General features: G+C 71.0%; 24 protein-coding genes. 10 read left to right on the top strand and 14 right to left on the bottom strand.

Annotated features, from left to right (window positions below; genetic code table 11):
* Positions 1-49 precede the first annotated feature (49 nt).
* Complete coding sequence (locus HG542_RS02695; protein ID WP_171078353.1) at positions 50-811, top strand: maleylpyruvate isomerase family mycothiol-dependent enzyme; 762 nt, start codon at positions 50-52, stop codon at positions 809-811.
* Positions 812-886: 75 nt separating this feature from the next.
* Here the strand turns inward: HG542_RS02695 and HG542_RS02690 are convergent, their stop codons facing one another.
* Complete coding sequence (locus HG542_RS02690; protein WP_171078449.1) at positions 887-1,492, bottom strand: DUF305 domain-containing protein; 606 nt, start codon at positions 1,490-1,492, stop codon at positions 887-889.
* 254 nt (positions 1,493-1,746) lie between these two features.
* Here HG542_RS02690 and HG542_RS02685 point away from each other — a divergent pair, with 254 nt between their 5' ends.
* A complete protein-coding gene (locus HG542_RS02685; protein WP_171078352.1) occupies positions 1,747-1,998 on the top strand; it encodes a heavy-metal-associated domain-containing protein in 252 nt (83 codons plus the stop codon).
* An 82-nt stretch (positions 1,999-2,080) separates the two neighbouring features.
* Positions 2,081-4,360, top strand: a complete 2,280-nt coding sequence (locus HG542_RS02680) for a heavy metal translocating P-type ATPase (RefSeq protein WP_171078351.1) — start codon at positions 2,081-2,083, stop codon at positions 4,358-4,360.
* Between the two features lie 35 nt (positions 4,361-4,395).
* On the opposite strand, the gene HG542_RS02675 is transcribed toward HG542_RS02680, so the two are convergent.
* From HG542_RS02675 to HG542_RS02660, 4 genes are all read right to left on the bottom strand, one after another.
* Positions 4,396-4,542 (bottom strand): hypothetical protein, encoded by a 147-nt coding sequence (locus HG542_RS02675; RefSeq protein WP_171078350.1) that lies wholly within the window; start codon positions 4,540-4,542, stop codon positions 4,396-4,398.
* A 106-nt stretch (positions 4,543-4,648) separates the two neighbouring features.
* Positions 4,649-5,224, bottom strand: a complete 576-nt coding sequence (locus tag HG542_RS02670; RefSeq protein WP_171078349.1) for a hypothetical protein — start codon at positions 5,222-5,224, stop codon at positions 4,649-4,651.
* 165 nt (positions 5,225-5,389) lie between these two features.
* Positions 5,390-6,517, bottom strand: a complete 1,128-nt coding sequence (locus tag HG542_RS02665) for a glycosyltransferase (protein WP_171078348.1) — start codon at positions 6,515-6,517, stop codon at positions 5,390-5,392.
* On the bottom strand, positions 6,514-6,747 hold the full coding sequence (locus tag HG542_RS02660; protein WP_171078347.1) for a hypothetical protein: 234 nt from the start codon (positions 6,745-6,747) through the stop codon (positions 6,514-6,516). Before HG542_RS02660 ends, HG542_RS02665 begins: the two co-directional genes overlap by 4 nt.
* Positions 6,748-6,932: 185 nt before the next feature.
* Here HG542_RS02660 and HG542_RS02655 point away from each other — a divergent pair, with 185 nt between their 5' ends.
* Positions 6,933-7,418, top strand: a complete 486-nt coding sequence (locus HG542_RS02655) for a hypothetical protein (protein ID WP_171078346.1) — start codon at positions 6,933-6,935, stop codon at positions 7,416-7,418.
* Between the two features lie 285 nt (positions 7,419-7,703).
* On the opposite strand, the gene HG542_RS02650 is transcribed toward HG542_RS02655, so the two are convergent.
* The 4 genes from HG542_RS02650 to HG542_RS02635 all read right to left on the bottom strand — a co-directional run bounded on the left by HG542_RS02650 (position 7,704) and on the right by HG542_RS02635 (position 10,441).
* Complete coding sequence (locus tag HG542_RS02650; RefSeq protein ID WP_171078345.1) at positions 7,704-8,354, bottom strand: LysE family translocator; 651 nt, start codon at positions 8,352-8,354, stop codon at positions 7,704-7,706.
* A gap of 376 nt (positions 8,355-8,730) precedes the next feature.
* Positions 8,731-9,168 (bottom strand): hypothetical protein, encoded by a 438-nt coding sequence (locus HG542_RS02645; protein ID WP_171078344.1) that lies wholly within the window; start codon positions 9,166-9,168, stop codon positions 8,731-8,733.
* Between the two features lie 275 nt (positions 9,169-9,443).
* Positions 9,444-9,896 carry a DinB family protein gene (locus HG542_RS02640; protein WP_373313076.1) on the bottom strand — a complete coding sequence of 151 codons (453 nt, stop codon included), beginning with the start codon at positions 9,894-9,896 and terminating at the stop codon, positions 9,444-9,446.
* 110 nt (positions 9,897-10,006) lie between these two features.
* Complete coding sequence (locus HG542_RS02635) at positions 10,007-10,441, bottom strand: MarR family winged helix-turn-helix transcriptional regulator (RefSeq protein ID WP_171078343.1); 435 nt, start codon at positions 10,439-10,441, stop codon at positions 10,007-10,009.
* 104 nt (positions 10,442-10,545) lie between these two features.
* Between HG542_RS02635 and HG542_RS02630 the strand changes: the two genes are divergently transcribed.
* Positions 10,546-11,100 carry a phenolic acid decarboxylase gene (locus tag HG542_RS02630; RefSeq protein ID WP_304414283.1) on the top strand — a complete coding sequence of 185 codons (555 nt, stop codon included), beginning with the start codon at positions 10,546-10,548 and terminating at the stop codon, positions 11,098-11,100.
* 1,394 nt (positions 11,101-12,494) lie between these two features.
* Here HG542_RS02630 and HG542_RS02625 read toward each other — a convergent pair.
* A complete protein-coding gene (locus HG542_RS02625) occupies positions 12,495-13,775 on the bottom strand; it encodes a metal-dependent hydrolase family protein (protein WP_171078342.1) in 1,281 nt (426 codons plus the stop codon).
* A 220-nt stretch (positions 13,776-13,995) separates the two neighbouring features.
* Between HG542_RS02625 and HG542_RS02620 the strand changes: the two genes are divergently transcribed.
* Complete coding sequence (locus tag HG542_RS02620) at positions 13,996-14,307, top strand: DJ-1/PfpI family protein (RefSeq protein ID WP_171078341.1); 312 nt, start codon at positions 13,996-13,998, stop codon at positions 14,305-14,307.
* A gap of 181 nt (positions 14,308-14,488) precedes the next feature.
* Positions 14,489-15,439, top strand: coding sequence for an SDR family NAD(P)-dependent oxidoreductase (locus HG542_RS02615; protein ID WP_171078340.1), 951 nt, complete (start codon positions 14,489-14,491; stop codon positions 15,437-15,439).
* Here HG542_RS02615 and HG542_RS34680 read toward each other — a convergent pair.
* On the bottom strand, positions 15,432-15,554 hold the full coding sequence (locus HG542_RS34680; RefSeq protein ID WP_255315731.1) for a hypothetical protein: 123 nt from the start codon (positions 15,552-15,554) through the stop codon (positions 15,432-15,434). The genes HG542_RS02615 and HG542_RS34680 overlap by 8 nt on opposite strands.
* Positions 15,555-15,943: 389 nt before the next feature.
* Here HG542_RS34680 and HG542_RS02610 point away from each other — a divergent pair, with 389 nt between their 5' ends.
* On the top strand, positions 15,944-17,221 hold the full coding sequence (locus tag HG542_RS02610; RefSeq protein WP_171078339.1) for an APC family permease: 1,278 nt from the start codon (positions 15,944-15,946) through the stop codon (positions 17,219-17,221).
* Positions 17,222-17,325: 104 nt separating this feature from the next.
* Positions 17,326-17,823 (top strand): DoxX family protein, encoded by a 498-nt coding sequence (locus tag HG542_RS02605; RefSeq protein ID WP_171078338.1) that lies wholly within the window; start codon positions 17,326-17,328, stop codon positions 17,821-17,823.
* A 97-nt stretch (positions 17,824-17,920) separates the two neighbouring features.
* On the opposite strand, the gene HG542_RS02600 is transcribed toward HG542_RS02605, so the two are convergent.
* The 3 genes from HG542_RS02600 to HG542_RS02590 form a co-directional block, all read right to left on the bottom strand.
* Complete coding sequence (locus HG542_RS02600) at positions 17,921-18,598, bottom strand: phosphatase PAP2 family protein (protein ID WP_171078337.1); 678 nt, start codon at positions 18,596-18,598, stop codon at positions 17,921-17,923.
* 85 nt (positions 18,599-18,683) lie between these two features.
* Positions 18,684-19,859 (bottom strand): carboxylate-amine ligase, encoded by a 1,176-nt coding sequence (locus HG542_RS02595; RefSeq protein ID WP_171078336.1) that lies wholly within the window; start codon positions 19,857-19,859, stop codon positions 18,684-18,686.
* Positions 19,860-19,977: 118 nt separating this feature from the next.
* Positions 19,978-22,398 (bottom strand): glycoside hydrolase family 65 protein, encoded by a 2,421-nt coding sequence (locus tag HG542_RS02590; protein ID WP_171078335.1) that lies wholly within the window; start codon positions 22,396-22,398, stop codon positions 19,978-19,980.
* A gap of 180 nt (positions 22,399-22,578) precedes the next feature.
* Between HG542_RS02590 and HG542_RS02585 the strand changes: the two genes are divergently transcribed.
* The gene (locus HG542_RS02585) at positions 22,579-23,157 is read left to right on the top strand and encodes a hydrogenase maturation protease (RefSeq protein ID WP_171078334.1); all 579 of its coding nucleotides are present in this window, start codon (positions 22,579-22,581) and stop codon (positions 23,155-23,157) included.
* The last annotated feature ends 10 nt before the right edge of the window (positions 23,158-23,167 follow it).

Here is a 23,167-nt window from a genome sequence, read left to right as displayed (position 1 = left end):
TGCCCGGCCGGCCGGTGCCGGGCCCCGCGACGACCAGGAGATCGGAACAATGAGCAACCCCGCCACCCACCGGGACGCCATCGCGGCGGAGACCGCCAGGTTCGTGGACCTGGTCCGGGACGCCGACCGGACGACCGCGGTGCCCGGCTGTCCCGGCTGGACGCTGACCGACCTGGTCCGGCACACGGGCAGCGTCCAGCGCTGGTTCTCCGTCCTGCTGCGACAGCTCGTCCAGGAACCGCCGCGCAGCCGCGACGTGGACCTGCGGCTGCCGGAGGACGAGGCCGGCTACCCCGACTGGCTGGCGGACAGCGCGGCCGAGGCGGCAAGCGCCTTCGCCGTCACCGACCCGGATGCCGCGATGTGGGCGTGGGGCGCCGACCAGCACGCCAGGTTCTGGGTGCGCCGCATGCTGTTCGAGACCCTGGTGCACCGCGTCGACGCGGAACTCGCCCTCGGCCTCCGGCCGGAGATCGACCCCGGTCTGGCGGCGGACGGCGTGGACGAATTCCTGGTCAACCTGCCTTTCGCGGCGTTCTTCGCGCCCAAGGTGGCGGAGCTGCGCGGCGACGGCGAAACGATTCGTTTCCGGTGCACGGACACCGGTGGTGAGTGGCTGATCCGCCTGCGTCCGGACAGTTTCGAGGTCGAGCAGGGCGGCACGGCGGGGCCGGCCGACGCGACGGTGGAGGGAGCGGCGGCGGACCTGCTGCTGCTCGTGTACGGCCGCCTCGACCGCGAGGCGGATGCGTTCGCGGTGCGGGGGGACGGGGACCTGCTGGACCGCTGGTTCGCGAACTCGGCGTTCTAGAGCGCCCCGAAGGGGCGCGGGGAACTGCGCGGGCAACCACAGCCGGCCCGCGCCGCGCTCAACCACCCGCTTCCGTCAAGAGCTACCCGCGGACGGCGACCCCCCACCGAGCATCGCCCTCATCTGGGCAATCTCAGCACTCTGGCCGGCGACGATGTCGCCGGCCATCGCCTTGGCCGGCCCATACGCCCCCTGCTTCTTCTCGGCATCGGCCATCTCGACCGCCCCCTCGTGATGCTTGATCATCATGTTCAGGAACATGGTGTCGAAGGCCTTGCCGGAAGCCCCCTTGAGCTGGTCCATGTCGTGGCTGCTCATCATGCCGGGCATCGCGGACGGGTTTCCGTGGCCGATGCCGCTCATGCTGCTCATGCCCTGGGGGACCTGCTCGCCCCAGGACTTCAGCCAGGCGGCCATGGTGTCGATCTCCAGCGCCTGTTCCTTCTTGATCTTCGCGGCGAGGGCTTTGACCTCGCCGGACGAGGCCTGCTCAGCGGCCATGTCGGCCATGTCGATGGCCTGGCGGTGGTGCGGGATCATCCCCTGGGCGAAGGCGACATCGGCCCGGTTGTGCTGCCCGGCCGATGCGGACGAGCCGGTGCCGCCCGGTGCGACCGACGCGCTCGGGGAGCCACCGCCCTTGCCGGTGCTGCCGCCGCAGGCGGCCAGGACGACGGTCATGGCCGAGGCCGCGACGAGCACGGCCGCCCGGCGCGGCGGACGACGGCGGAAGCTGTTCACGATGCACGCTCCTGGAAACGGTGACGGGGGCGAGCCCACGTCTACGCGGCGGACCGGCCGCCGGGAGGGCGCCGCGCCGTACGGACGTTCCTTCACACCACTCCCAGCCGCCACACCACCGGCCTTTCGGAATACCCCAGGGGGGTATATCGTTGAAGCAGCTGCACAGGCTCGACGACCCGAAGGAAGCAACGATGACCTCCCCGACGACGTCCGACATCCGGGACGACACCGCCACGACCGTCTACCAGGTGGCCGGCATGACCTGCGGCCACTGCGAGGGCGCGGTATCCGCGGAGATCTCCGCCATACCCGGCGTGACCGCCGTGACGGCCGAGGCCGCCACCGGCCGGGTCACCGTCGTCTCCGCCGGCCCGCTGGACGACGCGGTCGTCCGCGCCGCCGTGGACGAGGCGGGCTACGAGCTCGCCGACCGCCGCATCTGAGGCCCCCCTTCCCCTGCCCGGCCGTACCGCTCCACTGATATGGACGCCGCACGGCCCGGCCCTCCTCCCGGGAGACACCCGCATGACCAGCATCGCCCCCGAGAAAGCAGCGACCCCCGCCCCGCCCTCCGCCGAGGTCGAGCTCTCCATAGGCGGCATGACCTGCGCCTCGTGCGCCGCACGCATCGAGAAGAAGCTCAACCGCATGGACGGCGTCGCGGCGACGGTCAACTTCGCCACGGAGAAGGCAAAGGTCACCTACGCTCCCGGGGTCGAGGTCGCCGACCTCATCGCCACCGTCGAGAAGACCGGCTACACGGCCGAGGAACCGCCCGAGCCGACGGCCCGAGCCGAGGCGGTCCAGGAACAGGAACAGGCACAGGACGAAGACGGCGGGGAAACCGGTCCGCTGCGACAGCGCCTGCTGGTCTCACTGCTGCTCTCCGTACCGGTCGTGCTGATGGCCATGGTCCCGGCCCTCCAGTTCGACAACTGGCAGTGGCTGTCCCTCACCCTGGCCGCGCCCGTGGTCGTCTGGGGAGCCCTCCCCTTCCACCGGGCCGCCTGGACCAACGCCCGGCACGGCGCCGCCACCATGGACACCCTGGTCTCGATGGGCACGCTCGCCGCATTCGGCTGGTCCCTGTGGGCCCTGTTCCTCGGGGACGCGGGCATGCCGGGCATGCGCCACGGCTTCGACTTCGCCGTTTCCCGCACGGACGGCTCCTCGTCCATCTACCTGGAGGCCGCGGCCGGGGTCACCACGTTCATCCTCGCCGGCCGCTACCTGGAGGCGAAGTCCAAGCGCAAGGCCGGTGCCGCCCTGCGCGCGCTGCTCGAACTGGGCGCCAAGGACGTGGCCGTCCTGCGCGACGGACACGAAGTCCGCATCCCCACCGCGGAATTGGCGGTCGGCGACCGGTTCGTCGTCCGCCCCGGCGAGAAGATCGCCACCGACGGGACGGTGGTGGAGGGCACGTCCGCCGTGGACGCCTCGATGCTCACCGGCGAGTCCGTCCCCGTCGACGTCGCCGCCGGCGACACGGTCACCGGCGCGACCGTCAACACCTCCGGCCGCCTGGTCGTCGAAGCCACCCGCATCGGCGCGGACACCCAACTCGCCCGCATGGCCCGGCTGGTGGAGGACGCGCAGAACGGCAAGGCCGCCGTGCAGCGCCTGGCCGACCGCATCTCGGGGGTCTTCGTCCCCGTCGTCCTGCTCATCGCCATCGGCACCCTGCTCACCTGGCTCACGGTCACGGGCGACGCCACCGCGGCCTTCACCGCCGCCGTGGCCGTGCTGATCATCGCCTGCCCCTGCGCGCTGGGCCTGGCCACTCCCACCGCGCTGATGGTCGGCACCGGACGCGGTGCCCAGCTGGGCATCCTCATCAAGGGCCCCGAAGTCCTGGAGTCCACGCGGCGCGTCGACACGGTCGTCCTCGACAAGACAGGCACCGTCACCACCGGAAAGATGACCCTGCACAAGGTCATCACGACCCCCGGCGCCGGTGAGAGCGAACTGCTGCGCCTGGCCGGTGCATTGGAGCACGCCTCCGAACACCCCATCGCCCGGGCCATCGCCGACGGCGCCACGGAACGGACCGGCACGCTGCCCGCACCGGAGAACTTCGAGAACATCGCCGGCCTCGGTGTCCAGGGCGTCGTCGACGGACACGCGGTCCTCGTCGGCCGCGAGAAGCTCCTCACCGACTGGGCGATCGAGCTGCCGGCCGAACTCGCAGCCGCCAAGGCCGCTGCCGAGGCCGAGGGCCGCACCGCCGTGGCCGTCGCCTGGGACGGCGAGGCACGCGGCATCCTCACCGTCGCCGACGCGGTCAAGGACACCAGCGCCAGGGCGGTCGCCGAACTGCGCCGCCTCGGCCTCACCCCGATCCTGCTGACCGGCGACAACCGGACCGTCGCCGAGACGGTGGCCCGCGAGGTGGGCATCGACGAGGTGATCGCGGAAGTCCTCCCCCAGGACAAGGCCGACGTCGTCAAGCGCCTTCAGGCCGAAGGCCGTACGGTCGCCATGGTCGGCGACGGCGTCAACGACGCCGCCGCCCTCGCCACGGCCGACCTGGGCCTGGCCATGGGCACCGGCACGGACGCGGCCATCGAGGCCGGCGATCTCACACTCGTCCGCGGCGACCTCCTCGTGGCCGCCGACGCCATCCGTCTCTCCCGCAAGACCCTCGGCACCATCAAGAGCAACCTCTTCTGGGCCTTCGGCTACAACGTCGCCGCCCTCCCGCTCGCGGCGGCCGGCATGCTCAACCCGATGATCGCCGGGGCGGCGATGGCCTTCTCCTCGGTCTTCGTCGTCACCAACAGCCTCCGGCTCCGCAACTTCAGGTAGCCGGCTCCGCGTTCGGCTGAGCGGCCTCCTGCCGCTCAGCCGAACAGCACCAGGAGCGCACACACCGCGCCGACGACGACGGCCCCGACGACGAACCCACGGATCACCTTCCGCTGCCAGGGGGCCACGTAACCACCGCGCAGCGCACTCCCCATCCGCCCGTACTGCTCGGCCCGCCCCATGGGCGTCAGCGGTTCGGCCTGCCCCGGCGGGTTACACCGGAACGCGCCGATGCGGGGCGTACGGGACCGTGCCCCGCAGCGCCCCGCATGAGTGCATCCGAGCCGCTCAGTTGGAGAAGGTGGCCGAACTGGCCTGGTCGTTCATCGTGTCGCCCACGTAGGGGACGGCGCCGCTGTAGGACTGGCTGAAGCCGAGGAAGTCGGCGTGCTGGTAGAGGGTGATGGTCCTGCAGGCGCCGGTGTTGACGGAGCTGACGCGGTCGTTCATGTCGGCCCCGAAGCGGCTGAAGAAGCGGGTGCCGCAGCTACTGCCTATGAGGTTGACGGAATCGCCGCCGAAGTCCTTGTCCGCGTAGATCGTGGCGAGGACCTGGTCCGACTGCGCCGCGGCCAGTGCCTTCCGGGCACCCGCCGAGCCGTTGATCCGCGCCTGGAGCGTCTTGTCCAGCGCCGCGGCCTTGGTGTCGTTGGGGGCGTCGGTCACCCGGCCGTGCGTGCTGAACGCAACGGCTTCCCGGTAGGTGCCGAAGCAGGACCGGGCGCCACTGTCGACGTTGACCACGCAGTGCCTGGCCTCGGCGGCCTTGGGGGCGGTGCCCTGCTGCGCCAGGGCCGGGGTGGCGGCCGCCACGGTGGCCAGGGTGCCCAGCGTCAGAGCGAGTGCGGTGCGTACGGATCTCATGTTTGCTCCATGGGTGAGGACGGTTTCCGAGGAGCCGGAGCACTGTGCGCCGGCTGCTGGAATGGACACTGCTGCCTCACGTTCAACAAAGGGTCAACGCGTGTCGCCCCACGCCCACGCGAGCCGGGAAGTGGGTCCGGCCGTTGTCACACGTTCTTGTCTGGGTCAGACCGCTCGGGGCAGGGCCGAGCTCGCGGTCGGCCCGGCGTGAACGGCCAGCATGCGGGCGACCGTTCGCGACCACGGGAACTGCTCGGCCCGGGCCCGGGCGGCCGCCCGCCGCAGCCTCTCGGGGCGGTCGAGCACGGCGAGGACGGCGTCCGCCGTCTCCGGTGCGGACGGCGGCGCGGCGAATCCGGCGTCCGGGGCGAGGAGTTCGGCCGCCCCTCCCCGGTCCGCCGTGACCACCGGTGTGCCGCAGGCCAGGGCTTCCAGGACCGACAGGCCGAAGGCCTCCACCGGGCACGGTGCCAGTGCGACATCCGCCCGTGCCGTCATGGCCGCCACTGCCCGGCGGCCGGCGACATGGCCGTGGAATCGCACCGGCAGCCCGGCCGCCCGCCGCTCCAGCCCGGCCCGCTCGGGCCCCTCACCCAACACGTCCAGCCGCGCGGCGATGCCGCGTCGGCGCAGCACCCGCAGCGTCTCGACGGGCAGCTGGGGGTACTTCTCCCTCCACAGCCGCCCCACATACACCAGCCGTATCCCATGGTCGTCGCGTCCGGCCGCCGGGCCCGCCGCCGAGGGCGAGAACATCTCCAAGTCGACGCCCAGCGGCACCTGGTGCAGCACGGGTGCCGAGATCCGGGCGAACTCCGCGCAGGAGAAGGCCGATGCGGCGACCACGGCGTCGAACGCCGTGAGCAGCCTGCGGTTGTACGTGTCCGCCGTGCGCCGCAGCGGCACCCATCGCGGCAGTTTGGGCGAGAGGATCGCATCCAGTCGTTCGTGGGAGAACAGCACGGCGCGGACGCCGCGTGCGCGCGCCCAGGTCCCGGCGTGGACGAGGCTGGACTTGTCCGACACCTCCACCGAGTCCGGAGCCAGCCGCTCCAGCAGTCGGCGCAGCACGCCCGGCGCGATCATGAGCCGGTAGCCCCTGCCCACGGGCATGCCCGGCAGCGTCATCCGCAGGCCGTGCGCGGCACTGCGCACGCACCCGTACCGGCCGCCCGGCACGATCAGCACCCGCTCGTGCCCCGCGCGGACGTAGCCCTCGCCGACCGCGTTCACCGCGGTGCGCAGGCCACTGGAGGAGGGCCCGTAGAAGTTGGCGACCTGCACGATCCTCATCGGAATGCCTCCAGGGGCCGCCGCAGCCGCACCAACTCCGCATAGGCGCAAGGGCACTCCCCTGCGGCGAGCGCGGCGCCGACGGACTGCAGAGCGTACTGCCGCAGCCCGGGCCGGTCGAGGTCGGCGGGGGTGGAGGGGAAGGTGCCGGCTCGGCGCTTCTGGGCGATCAGCGATGACAACCGCTTGTACACGACGCGGTATTGGGGATCGTCCCAGCCGACGCTCAAGTGATACCCGCAGCATCCACCGGTGGCAGAGGTCCCTGTCCACGAGGGTCCCCTTCCCTCCCCCTTCTGACGCCTCGCAGAAGGCTGGACCGCACGCAAGTCCGATGGAAGTATGAGCGCGCCAACAGGTGTCCACCCGTCATCTCGATAGCTGCTCAGGGGGAATTATGCGGGTAAGTACCCGTGTGCGCGCGGCTTCGGCTGCTCTCGCTGTTGTTGCGGGCAGCCTCACGTTCGCCACGGCCGGAGCCGGATCCGCTTCCGCTTCCGTAACCGACTGTGGCCAGGTGCTCGGCCCCATCCAGAGCATCAAAGTGGGCTCGCGGACGATTGGGCAGTTCTACCTCGCGTGGAACTCCTGCAGCAAGCAGGCCTACACCGAGGTCAACCTCTGGAACACCAACTATGTCAACGGCAACTGGCACGGCGGCCTGATCGACGTGAAGTCCAGCTCGCACTACAACTCAAACACGGATTCACCGAAGCCGAACGTCGGCACATGGTGGTGGGACTCCGGGTACATTCCGGTGACTGGCGTGTCGAACACCCGCCTGTACCACGGCAACTGGAACTTCACCGCCGGTGGCCACTCGTGCTCCGGACAGACCCCGACGTGGAACTTCTCCAACGGCAGCTACAGCACCGACGGCACGTACTCACACTGCGGCTGACGCCGACCGGCGGGGGCGGTGCTGTTGCCCTGGAACTTGGCTGCCCGATCGTTTCGGCGAACGGCAAGGCCCTGTGGACAAACACCCTGCCGGGCACACCGGGTGCTCGGTGTGCTCCAGACGCCATCGGCGAGGAAGCGGGCCCGAGTCGGGTCCGACCGTCCCGCGCCGTTGTCGACTCCAGCCATTTTTCAATCGGATACCTGGAACCACACCACCATCCAACCGCGTGCTCCGCCGCGCGGCAGCCGGCCAATTCGAGGAACTCCGCGTGGATATCGCCTGTCAGCGCAGGGCGACCGCCGCGCCCGTTCGTTCGGTGGCGATCCTGACGGCGAAGCCCGCCAGCGCGGTGCCCATCACATAGCGGTGCAGGCGCTGCCAGAGCGGGTGCCGGGCGAAGAACCCGGCGACGGAGCCGGCCGTCACGATGAAGAACGCGTTGCCCGCGACCCCCACCGCGATCTGGGTCAGCCCCAACAGCAGACCTTGCAGGGCGACATGGCCGCGCTCCGGATCGACGAACTGCGGCAGCAGCGAGATGTAGAGGATCGCCACCTTGGGATTGAGCAGGCAGGTGAGGAGGCCCATCAGGAAGAGCTTGAGGGGCCTGTCGTGCGTCAACTCCTGGTTGACGACAGTGGATCGGCCGCCTGGCCGGACGGCCTTCCAGGCCAGCCAGAGCAGGTAGCCCGCCCCGGCCAGCTTGACCGCCAGGTAGATCTCCGGCACCAGAGCGAAGACGGTGGCGATACCCGCGGACACGGCGAGGAGGTAGACCAGGAAGCCGAGGGCGACCCCGGCCAGCGAGATCAGCCCTGCCCGACGGCCCTGGGCGATGGAGCGGGAGACCAGGTAGATCATGTTCGGCCCCGGCGTCAGCACCATGCCGAGCTCCACCAAGGCGATCCCTGCTATTGCTCCCAGCCCGATCACAGCACTACCTCCGCACACACGTTCTCCTGGGCGCAACCTAGCAGGTCACAGCCGTGTGCCCGGCTGCGAGGAGGAGAAGGTGCCCATACCCGTTCCTTCCGCTGCTCGTTGGGAAGGTCGCGGGAAGGAGCCGCCGTGGCTTGTGTCAGACGGCCTGCCGCAGCAACGGCTTCGCAAGCTTGGCCGTCCATCACTCGATGGCCGGGAGTGCCTGCAGGGGATCGTGTTCGTCAGCAGCATCTGGTGCAGCCGGTCCCAATGCCCGGCCTGGCGCGAAGCACCACGTGATCACAGACGGCCGGGAACCCGCGAGTTCCGCGTCCAGCAGCGACGACTTCGCCGGAATCCGCCAGGCACCCCACAGCCCGCCCGCAGGTCACTTCACTTCGACCTTGACTTTCCACGGCGTGATCACCAAGGGACACAAATGGCCTGAGTCGGGGCGGCAGCGTCGCTGTGCGGTGATAGTGGCGGTGCCGTCATGTTCCGCGTGGAAGGTCGCTGATGGGTCACCGTTCGGCTTCGTACCGCCGGTGGTGCGCCGGAGAATGGTGGAGTTGCTGGATGTCGGAGCGCTCCAGCTCCAGGTGAGCCCGTTTTCGTGGGAGCCGGTGAGCTGGACTTGAAGGTCGTCGCCCAAGCTCGCGGTCACGGGTCGGCCATTGTCCGAGTTCGTGAGCGTGATGCGCTGGGCCAGCCGGGCCGGGTCGGGTGCCTGGCCGTGGGCGGCCGCCGGTGCCGCGGTAGCGGCCATGACGGTGACCAGGGTCAGCACCGTGCCCCATGGAGCGGCGGACCACTTCGTTCCCACCATGATTCCCTCCCCTTGATCCGGCCGGACCGGACGTCGCTCCCGACCGGCAACAGCGGGCCCATCCTTCCGGTCAGCTCGACGTGACGGCGAAGAGCCGGTTCCAAACCACCCTTCCGAGGGCTGTGGCGCCTGACCCGTCGGATGCGGCCGAGCGTGTCATCGATCTCGCGCACGCGCACACGTTCAGCTCCCTGGGCACCCTGGCACGACGCGCCGCCCGGCACGGAACCGGCGGCGCGTCACTCACAGCAGGGCGGGCGCCACTTGATGTGGCGTCATACGCCAGTGGTGCCGTCGATGCGCTCCCGGACCAGGTCGGCGTGGCCGTTGTGGCGGGCGTACTCCTCGATCATGTGGACGTAGATCCAGCGGAGATTGACGTCCTGCTCCATGAAGCGGCCCGCGTCGGTCAGAGCACGGTCGGCGCAGAGCTCACGGGCGCGGGCGATCTCCGCCTGCCAGGTGGCGAGGGCGTCGTGCAGTGTGGCGCCCTCAGCCAGTTCGAAGCCGCCGTCGGGGGCAGACGGGTCGGCCTGCGGGTCGTAGATGGGCGGGGCCTGTTCTCCGGCGAACACCCGGCGGAACCAGTTCCGTTCCACCTCTGCCATGTGCTGGACGAGGCCGGTCAATGTGAAGCCGGACGGTGGCACGGACGCGACGGCGGCCTGCCCGTCGTCTGCGGCAGTGGCTCCTCTTGGCGGCTGTTGTCGTTCCGCATCCGAGGGCAGCGTCTTCGCTGGTCAGGCATAGCGTGGGTAACTAGGTGGGAGTGGTGGCGTGTTGTGCCGTCGCTCCCCGGGAGGTTGCGGACCTGCCTCGCAGCCTTCTGCAACACGCTTCAGCTGTCGGCTTCAAGGGCAGTGAGCAGCTCGCCGAGGGCGGGTAGGGCGCGCTCGATCGCTTCGCGGTTGTCCGGGGCCAGGTTGGCCAAGGCGCGGTGCAGGGCGGCCGTGCTGGTGCGGTCGTAGGTGTGGAGCATCTCCAGCGCGGTCGGTGTGGCGATGAGGTGGACGGTGCGCAGGTCGGTCGCGGAGGGTTTGCGCTCGACCAGACCGGCGGCGGTCATGGTGCGGACGAGGTTGCTGATCGTGGAGGGCGCCAGACGCAGTCGGTGGGCGGCCTGGCGTGGTGAGAGCGGTCCGGCTTCGGCGAGTGCCCGGAGCAGCTCGATCTGGGCCTCGGGGAGATCGGGGAGCTCGGCGGCACGTCGGGTGCGCAGCACGGCCCGGCGCAGCGGGCCGATGAGGCGGCCGAACTCGGTAGCGGTGTCCATGCGGCGATTCTCCCAGCCAGATCATTTTGTCGCAAAATAGTTTTGTGACAAACTGAAGTGGTCGGACACACCACGCCGGCAAGCACCCCCCAAAGAGGTCATCCATGACAAACGACGACACCACCAGGAACGGGGCCTTCCAGACCACCGTCGAGCAGCCCGTCCCACCGCAGGACCTGTCCAAGATCGTCGGCCACCGCATCATCTACACCTACGCCAACGGCTGGCAGTACGAGATGTACGTGAAGAACGACCACACGATCGACTACCGGATCCACTCCGGCATGGTCGGCGGCCGCTGGGTCAAGGACCAGCATGTCGACCTCGTCCAGCTGGACGACGACAGCTACAAGGTCTCCTGGAACGAGCCCACCGGCACCTCGGTCGCGGTCGACATCATGCCCGGCAAGCGCCGCCTGCACGGCGTCATCTTCTTCCCGCACTGGGTCGAGCAGCACGGCGACCGCACCGTCTGCTTCCAGAACGACCACCTGGACGACATGCGCCGCTACCGCGACCAGGGCCCCACCTACCCCATCTACGTCGTCCCCGAGTTCGCGAAGATCACCCTCGTCGAATACGTCGGCACCGACGACGAGTCCGTCATCTCCGTCGCCCCCGGCGACCTCCCGGCCGGCTGGTCCGACCGCACCAACTGACCGCCGACGCGACCATGTCACCGACTGCACCGACCCCGGCGCAGGCCATGCTCCCTTCGGGCGGGTCGGCACCACCGACCCGCCCGGAGAGAACGGCCCGGCGAGCAGCGACGGGACCCCGACCGTTCGACCGGCACCGCTCGAGATCGGAACAACAACAGCCACTTAGGCCACACGACCGGAAGTCCGGTCCTCGGACGGCTGTGAGGTCGGCGACGTCGACAATCCTCTACTGCCTCGCGAAACCGGTCATTTCCGTGAGGACGACGCCGGAACCGCCGACGGCATCGTCGGCCCCAACACCATCAGCGGCCTCCAGCGCTTCCTCGCCTCCTTCGGCTTGGACACGGGCGGCATCGACGGCGTCGCCGGGCCCAAGACCAGGGCCGCCTGGGCGTCGTTCGCCAACGCCCGCGGAAGCTGGTGCTGATCAACCGTCGCCGCCGGGCGTACGGTTCGCCACCACGGCCCCGCACCGACGTAGCCCGTACGAGTGTCAGTGGGTGTCGACATTCTGAGCTCTTTTGCCCCAGAGCTGCTCGCACGTCTGTGTGACCCCGTAAACAGTCGATCAGATGCGGTCAACAGGCGTCCGGTTGCATGTGAATTGCGGCACTGATTCACCCAGTGACCCGAGTCACACGACCGTGCGGCGAGGCGCCATGAGCTGGTTACTTACGGGCTCCCGCAGGGCAAGGACCATACCGATCGAGCTCCCCCCGTCGCGCCCCGCGCGAAGGACAAGGCAAGATGGGGAGCGTGTCGCCGCAAGAACGTGATCGGCGTCACTTCTGCGGCGTTCGGCTTGCGTACGCCGCAGTAACGCATTCGGGAACGGCGAAGGCCCCACCCCGTGCCGGCCAAGCAACCAGGTGAGGCCTTCTCTCAACACACCGTCTGCGGCGTGGCCCCGGCCTGTTGGGCCGGGGCACATCGCACCGTCAGGACCACAGGTCTCGCGCGATCTTGTAGATCGTGTAGACCGGCCCCAGCCAACGGGCCCACCTGTACGGGCGGTCCCGCCTGCCGCAGCATCGGCAGTGCCCCTCCGGCGCTTCCGTCCGTGCCATTGGGCTCCTCCCCTTCTGGGTCCACGGCCTTCGTGGACTCCCGGGAGGCTCACGAGACGTCCTGGGCCCCAGGGGCGGATCGATGGGCATAACCGTACCCGCACGAGGCGGCATCCGCTGTTACGTCAACTCCCGCCGCCACATGGGGATATAGGCACCCAGTGCCACCTCGGCGCCTGTCACACCCTTGTTCCGTGTCAATCGACACCGGCCATCTCGCTGTTTGCCTACGACGAGTGACCCGGAACGCCGCAGGACCACTTCCGGTTCCCCAACAGAACGTCACGCATCTCACACTTGGAGTGAGGTTCCTCGCGCTCCCGCTCAGCCGAGCCCGTTCTTGTGGATGCGGCCGCCCTTCATGATGAGCGCGAGGTTCTTGCCCGGGTCGGCCAGCAGGCCCAAGTCCCGTGTCGGATCCCCGTCGACCAGCAGCAGATCCGCCCACGCCCCCGGCTCGATCACGCCCAGCCGCGCCCCCTTGTACGGGTCCCGGGCTCCGCACGACCGGAACAGCTCCGCGTTGCCGGACGTCGCCATGCGCAGCGCCTCCACCGGCCTGAAGCCGAAATGGCCGGACAGGCGGGCGAACATCTCGCTCTGCCGATGCGTCTCGCCCGGGCTGAGGAACAGGTCGGTCCCGAAGGCGAGTTTCACCCCGTACGCGCGGGCCCATGCGTAGATCCGCTGTACGCCCTCGCAGACCTGGCGGTTCTTCTCCGCCCTGTCGGGGTCGGGGTAGTGGTGGTCGCTCTCCAGCCACGGCTGGGTGCTCAGCCACACCCCTTTCCTCGCGAGCATCGCCACGGTCTCCTCGTTCGCGAGGTGCCCGTGCTCGATCGACCTGATCCCGGCCTCGACCGCACGCCGGATGCCTGCGGAGTTGTAGACGTGCGCGGCCACGTACGTACCCCAGTCGGACGCCGCCTCGACGGCGGCCCGCAGCTCGTCGGGCGTGAACTGCTGGGCGTCCAGGGGGTCGTGCCGGGAGCACACCCCGCCGCCCGCATACAGCTTGATCTGGCTCGCGCCCCTCTTGAGCTGCTCGCGTACCGCGGCCAGGACGCGGTCGCGCCCGTCGGCCACCCGCACACATCCCGTCGCCTCGATCCGGGATTCCGGGCCGCCGAACCGGACCGCCGCGTCATGGATCTCGGAGAAGTCCCCGTGCCCGGACGTCTGCGAGATCATCCCCTCGCTCGGGTAGATCCTCGGCCCCGGGAAACGGCCCGAGTCGACGGCCCGCCGGAGGGCGGTCACGGGGCCGCCCATGTCCCGGACGGTGGTGAAGCCGCGCAGGAGCATGCGCCCGGCCTCGGTCAGCGCGTTGTAGTGGACCGTCCCCGCGGGGGCGTGGAGGAACTCCTCCTCCGTGCTCCCCGCCATGAACATGTGCACATGCGCATCGCTGAGACCGGGCATCAGCACGCGCCCGCCGCCGTCGACGACTTCGGCCTCCGGCGCGGGGGTCTCCCCCTCGGCCGCGATCCTCCCGTCCGCGACGTACACCGAGCGCGTAGCGCTCACTTCGTCGTGCACGCCGTCGAAGACGCGCACGTCATTGATCAGGACGGGCAGGGAAGGGTGCGACTCGCTCGACGTCATCTCTCGCCGTCCTCTCGGAACCACCGCCGCCGGGCATGAGCATCCACTGTCCGCCCGCAACGGCCGCCCCACAGCTCCGTTTTCGGCCACGCGCCCGACGCCGGCCCATCCATCCACCCACCCTCGTTCCGCATGGCCGATTCGCCCTCTGGCTGCCGTCCGGGCCCGCAAGCATGCGGGGCCGGTCATCGCATGCGCGAATCGCTGCGAAGGAGCCGTCATGGACGTCCGCCGTGCGGGACGGGCTGACCATCGCGTGTGCACCGGCGCCATGCTCCTGTCGGCGGCGGGACTCACCGGGGGACGTCCCTGCACGACGCATGAGAGGGCCGAGAAGGAACTGCGCTCGGACGGCGGCCTGGTGAAGGACACCCGTGTCGTCGACGACCGTGACCTCGTCACCTCGGGCGGCGTCACGTCGGGAATCGACTTGGCGTTGTGGCCGGTCCAGCGCGAGACCGGGTCCGATCTCGCGGTGCAGCTGGAACTGATCGAGGAGTACGAGCGGCGCGGCACGGTCTGGCACATGTGACAACGCGGCCCCGGACATCGGTCATCTCCAGCGGCTCGACGGTCATCGGTTCGCCGTCGGCAGCTTGTCGGTGGCCGTTGCGACGCTGGGACCTGCACCCGGGCTTCTCTCCCCCATGCCCCGCCGCCCGTGCAAGGGGGGCTCGTACAACTCGTACAACTCGCACAAGGGAGCTCGCCCCATGTCACACCCGTCACGGACCGGACCGTGGAACGTCCACCGGCTGCCCCGCGCCGACGGCAGAACCTTCCTGGTCACCGGCGGCAATGCGGGAATCGGCTACTTCACGGCGGAGCAACTCGCCACCACCGGGGCCACCGTGGTGCTGGGCAGCCGCGATCAGGTGAAGGCCGAAGGTGCCATGGCATCGATCCGCTCGCGCGTCCCCGGGGCACGTCTGGGGCACCTACGGATCGATCTCGCCGATCCGGCGTCCGTCGGCACCGCTGCGGAGAGGCTGTGCCTCGATCGTCTCGACGCCGTGGTCCACAACGCCGGGGTCGCCCTCGACCACCCGCCGCGCCGTGAAACCGAGGACGGCCTGGAGCTCATGTTCGCGACCAATCACCTCGGGCACTTCGCGCTGACCCGGTGGCTGGCACCGCTGCTGTCCGCCGCCCCCGCTGCGCGCGTCGTGACGGTCGGCAGCTTCGCGGCGAAGTCCGAGCAACTTGACCTGGACGACCTGCAATCCGTGAAGGACTATCGGCCCAAACGCGCCTACGCCCGGTCCAAACTGGCCCAGATGTGCTTCGGCCTCGAACTCGACCGCCGACTGCGCGCAACGGGCAGCACGGTGCTGAGCATGGTGGTCCACCCCGGCGGCGCCCTGGACTCCCTCACCCCCTCACGGCCGCCCGTGCACATACGGACCGCCGGAGGGCGGCTGCGTGGCCTTCCTGCCGGACTCGTCCTCCAGGGCAAGGACGCCGGTGCATGGCCCGCGGTGCGAGCCGTTCTCGATCCTCAGGCGACCGGGGGCGAGTTGTGGGGGCCGAGCTGCTTCGGCCTGCGCGGCAGACCGCGGCGCGAGCCGCGGTGGGATCAGCTGACCCGCACCGCCGTCGCCGAACAGCTGTGGGACGCCAGTTGCGAACTCACCGGCGTCGACCCGGGCCTCGGACTCACGTAGGCAGCGGGCGGACGATCAAGGCGTCGACCGTCACCGACAGCGTCACGGTGACACCGATGACCTTGATCGTGGCCGTGCCGCACCCCGCCGGGCCGAGCAGCGCCGCACCGACCACGACGGCCGACGTGGTGAACAGGGGCGCGGCCGCGGCAAGTCCCGCGGCAACGGCCGGCTCCGTCTCGCCGGTGCGCCGGTGGGCCTCGACGACCCGGTCCGGCTCCCCTCGTACGTGCAGCCCGTTGCGCGCAACACTCGCCCCCAGGTACGCACGCGTTCCCCGGCCCCGTGGTCAAGTCCGGGTACAACGTGACTCATTGCATGGGCCACCTGTCCCGAACGACTCGCGACCTACCCGTGAGTGGTCACGGAAAACGCCGATCCGGCCGCGCACTCGCGTCCGGCCGGAGCAGCGCCGCGGCCGCCGCCGCGTCCCAGGAGTGTCCGGTTCCCTATATCGTCTCCGGACATCGGATTCCGTCGTGCCGAAACCTCCGGGAGCGAACCATGAGCAAGCCGTCGGCCGTCGGCACGATGCCGGACGAACTCGGCCGGCGGCTGGGACTGTTCGACGCGGTGGTGATCGGCCTGGGGGCGATGATCGGCGCGGGGATCTTCGCGGCACTGGCCCCGGCCGCGCGCGCGGCCGGTTCCGGGCTGCTGCCGGGGCTGGCGGTGGCCGCCGTGGTCGCGTACTGCAACGCCACCTCGTCGGCACGGCTGGCCGCGCGGTACCCCGCTTCCGGCGGGACGTACGTCTACGGGCGCGAGCGGCTGGGCGGCTTCTGGGGATACCTGGCCGGGTGGGCCTTCGTGGTGGGCAAGACCGCTTCCTGCGCGGCGATGGCACTGACGGTCGGTTCGTACGTGTGGCCGGGGCAGGCGCATGCGGTGGCGGTGGCGGCGGTCGTGGTGCTGACGGCGGTGAACTACACCGGGGTGCAGAAGTCCGCCTGGCTGGCCCGGGCGATCGTGGCGGTCGTGCTGGCCGTGCTCGCCGCCGTGGTGGTCGCCGTGTTCTCCTCCGGCTCCGCGGACGCCTCGCACCTCGACATCGGCGACGATGCGACCTTCGGCGGGGTGCTGCAGGCTGCGGGCCTGTTGTTCTTCGCCTTCGCCGGATACGCGCGCATCGCCACCCTCGGCGAAGAGGTACGCGACCCGGCACGCACCATCCCCCGTGCCGTCCCCATCGCGCTCGGCATCACCCTCGCCGTCTACGCCGCCGTCGCCGTCGCCGCCCTCGCGGTGCTCGGCCCGCGGCAACTGGCCGATGCCGCCGCCCCGCTGTCGGACGCCGTCCGGGCCGCGGGCGCCGACGGGCTGGTGCCGGTGGTGCGCACGGGCGCCGCCGTGGCCGCGCTCGGCTCGCTGCTCGCGCTGATCCTCGGAGTCTCCCGCACCACGCTGGCCATGGCCCGGGACCGGCACCTGCCGGCCGCCCTGGCCGCCGTCCATCCGCGTTTCGAAGTGCCGCACCGGGCGGAGCTGGCCGTCGGCGCGGTGGTGGCGGTGCTGGCGGCGACGGCTGATGTGCGCGGGGCGATCGGCTTCTCGTCCTTCGGGGTGCTCGTCTACTACGCCGTCGCCAACGCCTCCGCGTGGACCCTCGGCCCGGACGAAGGCCGGCCGGCCCGTGTCGTCCCGGTCGCCGGGCTGGTCGGCTGCCTGGTCCTGGCCTTCGCCCTGCCGGTGTCCTCGGTGATATGGGGAGCGGTGGTCCTGGCGGTCGGTGTCGCCGCGTACGGGGTGCGGGCGGTCCTCGCCTCGCGCCGGCGGCCGTAGAACCGGCGGGTTACGCCGAATGGACGTGAAACCGCCCGCGGACGAGCGGCCCGCGGGACGATACCGGTGTCCGATATGCCGCTGATGCGAAAGGGCTGACGAGCATGACCCAGCTCAGTGCCTGGTCGACGAGGCTGACGGCCACCACGGCACCGCGTGCGGTGGTGCTCATCCGGCTGTACGTGGGGCTGGTCTTCCTCGTCGAGGGGATCTTGAAGTTCCTGCGCGAGCACACGCTGGGAACCGGACGCTTCGACAAGGCCGGCATCCCCGCGCCGGACTTCTTCGCCGCGCTGGACGGGGTCTTCGAGATCCTCTGCGGGGTGCTGATCCTCGCCGGGCTGCTCACCCGGCTCGCCGCGGTGCCGATGGTGGTGGACATGCTCGGCGCCCTGCTGATCACCAAAGTGCCGATCCTGTGGGGCGGCTCGGGGCTCTTCCACGGCGAGTCCGGCTGGTGGGACTTCGCCCACGAGGCCCGTCTGGACTTCGCCCAGTTGTGCGGCAGTCTCTTCCTGCTCATCGTGGGTGCGGGCGCGTGGTCCGTCGACGCCCGGCTGGGTTCCGGCCGGGGCCGGTCCGCCGGGTCCGCACGCCGGTAGACGATCGCCCCGCGCGGGCGGCGGCGAGGGCGGTCCGGTGCCCGTGACCCCGCCGCCGGGGCACCGGCCGCCATGCGCCGCCGGCGCATCCCGCTCGTTACCGCCCGCGGCGCCCGGCGTGCCGCCCCCGGCCCCTGGACCCGCCCTCCAGGGCGTCCAAGCGGTCCCGTACCGGCGGCAGTTCCACGATGGCGCACGCCAGCACGGCGGCGACGACCGCACTGACCGCGCCGCCGATCACGTCCGGCACATAGTGGACACCGAGGTAGACCCGGGCGAAGGCCACCGCCGCCGTCAGGACGAGACCGGCGAGCGCCACCAGGCCCCGCAGCGGACCGCGCACCAGCATCACCATGGCCAGCGCGAAGGCCGCGGCGACCGTGGTGTGGCCGCTGGGGAAGCTCTGCGCGTTGTCCGGAGGGATCACCCACAGCCGGCTCGGGGGCCGGTGCTCGGAGACCGCCATCTTCACCGCGAAGGCGACGGCCAGCGCGCCGCCCATCGCCAGCAGCGTCCGCACCGCGTCCCGCCGCCGGTGCAGCAGCCACAGCACCGCGGGGATCAGCAGGGCGAGGGCCACGCCCACCGTGGACGATGCCGCGTGCGTGGCCACCTTGGCCAGCGTGGTCAGTGCCCCGTCCCGCCAGGTCGCCACCTCTTCGTTCGCCGAGATGTCCGTGCGGGTCATCGCCGGGGTCTTCGCGGCGAAGCCCAGCCCTGCCAGCGCGACCAGCAGCACCACGCCGCTGACGAGCTTGTTCCTGTACGAGGTCACTCCGTGCCCTTCCCTCCGCACGCGGCCTCCGCCGCGTCGCAATCGGGGCACGATACCGGACCCGGATGTACGGTCCGGGCGCCGGTCACGGCGAAGGGGCGTCCGCCTCGGACTCGCCGGACCCACCGGCCACGGTCAGCAGGTCGACGACGTCCCGCAGATCCCCGCGGCGCCGGTACGCGGCCCGCTGTTCCTCCGCCCCTCCGCCGCTCGCGTGCAGGCGTTGCCACGTGTGCCGGACGAAGTGCAGTGCGCCCGTCTCCTCGAGGGCCGGGGCCACCCGGTCGATGAGCCGCACGGCAAGGTCCGGGAAGGGCCGCAGGCGGCCGGTGAAGAGGTCGAGGCCGGAACCCCGCACTCCGTCGCGGGCGGCCCGCCAGTGCGCGGCCCGCAGCAGCGGATCGCTGATGCCGGGGGCCGGCGCACCCCGCCGGACATCGGCCAGCAGCACGCCGACCAGGGCACGGGCCAGGCAGGCGACGAACAGGACGGTGTCCAGATCCGCATTGATGTCGGGGAGCCTGATCTCCAGCGTCGGCCACCGTTCCGAAAGGCGGGCGTACCAGTAGAGGTGTCTTCGGTCGAACAGCATGCCGGATTCGACGAGCGCGTCCAGCAGGCTGTCGTATGCCGCCGTATCCCGGAGCAGCGGTGTCGGGCCCACGTGCGGCCATTGTCCGAAATGCAGGGACCGCCAGCTCGCGAACCCGCTGTCCCGTCCGTCACGGAACGGCGAGTTGGCCGCAATCGCCTGCAACGTCGGCAGCCAGGGCCGTAAATGGTTCAGGAGCTCCACGGCTTCTTCACGGTCCGGAGCGTGAATGTGGATGTGGCAGGCGCAGGAGGCGATGCTCCGGTCGCCCCCGACGAACTGCGGGTACCGGTCGGCCAGTTGCCAGTAGCGGGGATCGTCGACGATGGGCTGCGGTCCGGTCACGGGGATGATCTCGGTACCGGAGGCCACCACCCGGCATCCGGCCTCGGCCGCCGCCCTGCCGAGTCCCGCGCGCAGCCACTGCAGTTGCTGCCGTAATTCCGCGAGTGTTCCGACGGGGCGGGTGCGTGTTTCGACGATGGTGGGATAGAGCTCGAATCCCGCCTGGTCGCCGAGGCATTGCCGGGCCCGCTTGACGACGTCGGGTGCCCGGCCGACCGTCGCCCGGGTCTCCCGGTCGGCGAGGAAGAACTCCTCCTCGAGACCGATGGTCGGCGGATCCGGGGTTCCCTTGCGCTCCAGCTCGTTCTCCAGCTCCGATGTCACGGCAACCCTCCGCCTGGGGAAACGATTCATCGACTCATCGACTCTGCGCGCCGACGAGCATAGGCCGCTCGGTGCTCCACGTGCCAGGCACCGAATGAGCCTGCGGCAGCCGACCGGATCAGCGGCCGTCGCGACGCAGCCCCAGCGTGACCGTCTCCCCCGGTGGGACGGTCACGGAACGGCCCTGCAGCACGATCCTCGGCGCGGACTCCGCCGAGTCCGGGACGCTGATGGTCAGTTGGTCACCCTGCAACCGCACGCCGACCCCCCAGTGGCCGCGGTAGCGGACGGTGAAGCCGAACTCGGAGAGCCCGGGGAGCTCCACCGGGTCGAGCCAGAGGGCGTCCTCGCGGGTCTCCAGACCGGTGAGGCCGCGCTGCACCAGGTCCAGGGTGCCGGCCATGGCCGCGAGGTGGACGCCTTCCGCGGTGGTGCCTCCCTGGACGTCCGCGACGTCCTCCTCCAGCGCTTCCCTGCAGTACCGCCACGCATCCGCACGGCGGGCCCGGGCCAGCACCCACCCATGGACCAGGCCGCTGAGGGTCGAGCCGTGGCTGGTGCGCTGCAGGTAGTAGTCGACCGTGCGGCGCCACATCTCGTCGGTGAGCTCGTACCCCAACCGCCCGAACAGAGTGGACAGTTCGGCGGGCGAGAAGAGGTAGCCGAGCATCAGCACGTCCGCCTGCTTCGACGCCTGGTAGCGGTTGGCCGAATCACCCTCGGCCTCCAGGATGCGGTCCAGCCGCCTGATGTCGCCGTACCGTTCGCGGTAGCCGGCCCAGTCCAGCTCGGCCAGGTCCCCGTAGCCCTCGAACTGGCTGATGACACCCCGGTGGAAGGGGACGTACAGGCGGCGGGAGATCTCCTCCCAGCGCGCGAGCTCGTCGGCGTCCAGGGTCTCGCGCTCGTAGAGCTCCTGGCGGAGCCGGCCGGGCAGGCTCCGGACCAGGTCCAGGGCGCGGGTGAGGACCCAGGCGGCGGTGACGTTCGTGTAGGCGTTGTCGTCGATGCCGGGCTGCCCGGCCTGCGCCTCCGGATAGGCGTCGTGATACTCGTCGGGCCCGACGACGCCGCGGATGCGGTATCGGCGGCCGCGGTCGCCGCCGGAGTCCGGCACCGCCCTGCCCGCCCAGAAACGGGCGATCTGCAGCAGCATGTCCGCACCCTTGGTGTGCAGGTACTTCGCGTCCCCGGTCGCCTGGCAGTACTGCCACACGTTGTACGCGACGGCGGAGCCGACGTGGTGCTGGAGCCGGGAACGGTCCGGAACCCAGCGGCCGGAGCGCGGGTTGAGGTGCATCGTCTGGGTCTCGTCGCGTCCGTCGCTCCCGCTCTGCCACGGATACCGCGCCCCGGCCCGTCCCTCCTGCCGCGCGGCCAGGAGCGCCTTGGGCAGGCGGCGGTGGCGGTAGTTGAGCAGCGCCCGGGACACCTCCGGGAAGTGCAGGTTCAGGTACGGCAGGACGAACAGCTCGTCCCAGAAGACGTGGCCCCGGTACGCCTCGCCGTGCAGCCCGCGTGCCGGCACCCCCACGTCCAGGCCCGTGGTGTGCGGGGAGAGCGTCTGGAGGACGTGAAAGAGGTGCAGGTGCAGGACGCGGCCCGCTTCCCCCGGCACCCAGATGTCCGCCCGCCGCCACAGGTGTTCCCAGGCGACGGTGTGCGACGCCAGGAGCTCCGGGAAGTCCAGGGCCGCCCTCACCCGTTCGAGGGCCGCGGTGAAAGGGGCGCTGATCGCCCGGTCGTGGGAGGTGTGCAGCGCGACCGTCTTGTCCACGGTGTGGGACTTCCCGTCGGACAGGGCGAGTCGGAGGCGGTGAACGGCACGACGGCCCGCCGCCTCGGTCACCGAGGACGTCGGCGTGCCGCCGGTGACGGTGGTGCGCTGGGCCATCGCGATGCCGACGTCCGACGTCCTGGTGCGGCACCGCAGCCAGACCGTGTCCGGCTCGGCCGTACCGGCGTCGAACCCCGTGAGGTGACGGCCGTCGAGATCCCGGTAGCGGTCCACGTTGGCGTTGACGACGTTCCCGTCGAGTCCGGACTCCACCTCGATGCAGCCGGACCAGCCCTCCGGGGTGAAGACGGTCCGCAGGGCGCCGATGTGCGGGTCGCCCATGTGGACCAGCCGGTACTGCTCCACCCTCAGCACCCGGCCGCCGGGCGCCCGGTACCGGAACGTCCGGGTGAGCGTGCCGTTGCGCAGGCGCAGGACCAGCCGGTGGTCGAGGACCTCGCCGTCGCCCATGGTGAACCACGGCCCGGGCGCACCGTCGGCCGCGGGCAGCCGGAAGCGCAGGAGCAGCCAGTTCGGGAGGTTGACGACGTCCTCGTTCTCGACGTCGCGGCCCGCCACGGTGGAGACCAGCCGGTCGTAGCAGCCTGCCGCGTACGTGCCCGGGTAGTGGCCGTGCCCGGCCGGGCTCTCGGGCGCCGCGCCGCGGGTGGCGAAGTAGCCGTTGCCGAGCGTGCACAGCGCTTCCCGCAGCCCTTCGGCGGCCGGGTCGTAGCCCGTGTACTCCCAGGTCCACTCCGGCATGGCCGTCCTCGCTTCCGGTCTCCCGTTCAGGAGAACAGACATGACCGCCGACGGAGGGCGCCGGTCGGCCAGGCGGGTCTGCGGTTCCCCGTACGGGGGTACCCGCGCCCGCCGCGAATCGTGCCGGCAGCCCGTTCCGGAGATCATCGGGAGGGGGCGGCCCGGCACAGGGAGCGAAGCATGGCGGTCTCCGACCGCATCGCGGTCATCGGCATCGGCAACGGGTTCCGGCGGGACGACGGCGTGGGCCCCGCAGTCGTCGCCCGGCTGCAGGCGCGTGCCGCGGACCGGCCGCTGCCGGCGGGGACCACATTGTCGGCGTGCGACGGGGATCCGGGCCGGCTGATCGCCCTGTGGGAGGACGCCGGGCTGGCCGTGGTCGTGGATGCCGCGCACGCGCGTCCAGGACACCCGGGGCGGGTGCACCGGCTGGAGCCGGACGGGCGCGGGTGTCCGCAACCGGGGACCGCGGGCACGCACGGGCTCGGCCTCGCCGAGGCGGTCGCACTGTCACGGGCGTTGGGCCGGCTGCCCCGGCGCCTGATCGTGTACGCGGTCGAGGGCGCCGACATCTCGCTGGGGACGGGGCTCACCGAAGCCGTCGCCGCAGCGGTGGATCCGCTGGCGGAGCGCATCGAGGCGGACATCGCGCGGCACCACGGACGCGGGCGACGCGCGGGGCGCACCGGGCCGGACGGCCCTGCCCCGTGCCCGGCCGGCCCATCCGCCCGCGCCGGACCCGGCCGAAGCTGGAAGTGACCGAGGGAGG

The sequence above is a fragment of the Streptomyces morookaense genome (genome assembly GCF_013030945.1).
In the GTDB taxonomy this organism is placed as follows: domain Bacteria; phylum Actinomycetota; class Actinomycetes; order Streptomycetales; family Streptomycetaceae; genus Streptomyces; species Streptomyces morookaensis.
The sequence above is the reverse complement of the archived record's forward strand: the minus strand, read 5'-3'. Positions and strand labels throughout refer to the sequence as shown.

Coding starts and splice junctions, on each gene's coding strand:
- HG542_RS02695 (WP_171078353.1), top strand. CDS start 50: ATGAGCAACCCCGCCACCCACCGGGACGCCATCGCGGCGGAGACCGCC.
- HG542_RS02690 (WP_171078449.1), bottom strand. CDS start 1,492: ATGACCGTCGTCCTGGCCGCCTGCGGCGGCAGCACCGGCAAGGGCGGT.
- HG542_RS02685 (WP_171078352.1), top strand. CDS start 1,747: ATGACCTCCCCGACGACGTCCGACATCCGGGACGACACCGCCACGACC.
- HG542_RS02680 (WP_171078351.1), top strand. CDS start 2,081: ATGACCAGCATCGCCCCCGAGAAAGCAGCGACCCCCGCCCCGCCCTCC.
- HG542_RS02675 (WP_171078350.1), bottom strand. CDS start 4,542: ATGGGGCGGGCCGAGCAGTACGGGCGGATGGGGAGTGCGCTGCGCGGT.
- HG542_RS02670 (WP_171078349.1), bottom strand. CDS start 5,224: ATGAGATCCGTACGCACCGCACTCGCTCTGACGCTGGGCACCCTGGCC.
- HG542_RS02665 (WP_171078348.1), bottom strand. CDS start 6,517: ATGAGGATCGTGCAGGTCGCCAACTTCTACGGGCCCTCCTCCAGTGGC.
- HG542_RS02645 (WP_171078344.1), bottom strand. CDS start 9,168: ATGGTGGGAACGAAGTGGTCCGCCGCTCCATGGGGCACGGTGCTGACC.
- HG542_RS02635 (WP_171078343.1), bottom strand. CDS start 10,441: ATGGACACCGCTACCGAGTTCGGCCGCCTCATCGGCCCGCTGCGCCGG.
- HG542_RS02630 (WP_304414283.1), top strand. CDS start 10,546: ATGACAAACGACGACACCACCAGGAACGGGGCCTTCCAGACCACCGTC.
- HG542_RS02625 (WP_171078342.1), bottom strand. CDS start 13,775: ATGACGTCGAGCGAGTCGCACCCTTCCCTGCCCGTCCTGATCAATGAC.
- HG542_RS02620 (WP_171078341.1), top strand. CDS start 13,996: ATGGACGTCCGCCGTGCGGGACGGGCTGACCATCGCGTGTGCACCGGC.
- HG542_RS02615 (WP_171078340.1), top strand. CDS start 14,489: ATGTCACACCCGTCACGGACCGGACCGTGGAACGTCCACCGGCTGCCC.
- HG542_RS02610 (WP_171078339.1), top strand. CDS start 15,944: ATGAGCAAGCCGTCGGCCGTCGGCACGATGCCGGACGAACTCGGCCGG.
- HG542_RS02605 (WP_171078338.1), top strand. CDS start 17,326: ATGACCCAGCTCAGTGCCTGGTCGACGAGGCTGACGGCCACCACGGCA.
- HG542_RS02590 (WP_171078335.1), bottom strand. CDS start 22,398: ATGCCGGAGTGGACCTGGGAGTACACGGGCTACGACCCGGCCGCCGAA.
- HG542_RS02585 (WP_171078334.1), top strand. CDS start 22,579: ATGGCGGTCTCCGACCGCATCGCGGTCATCGGCATCGGCAACGGGTTC.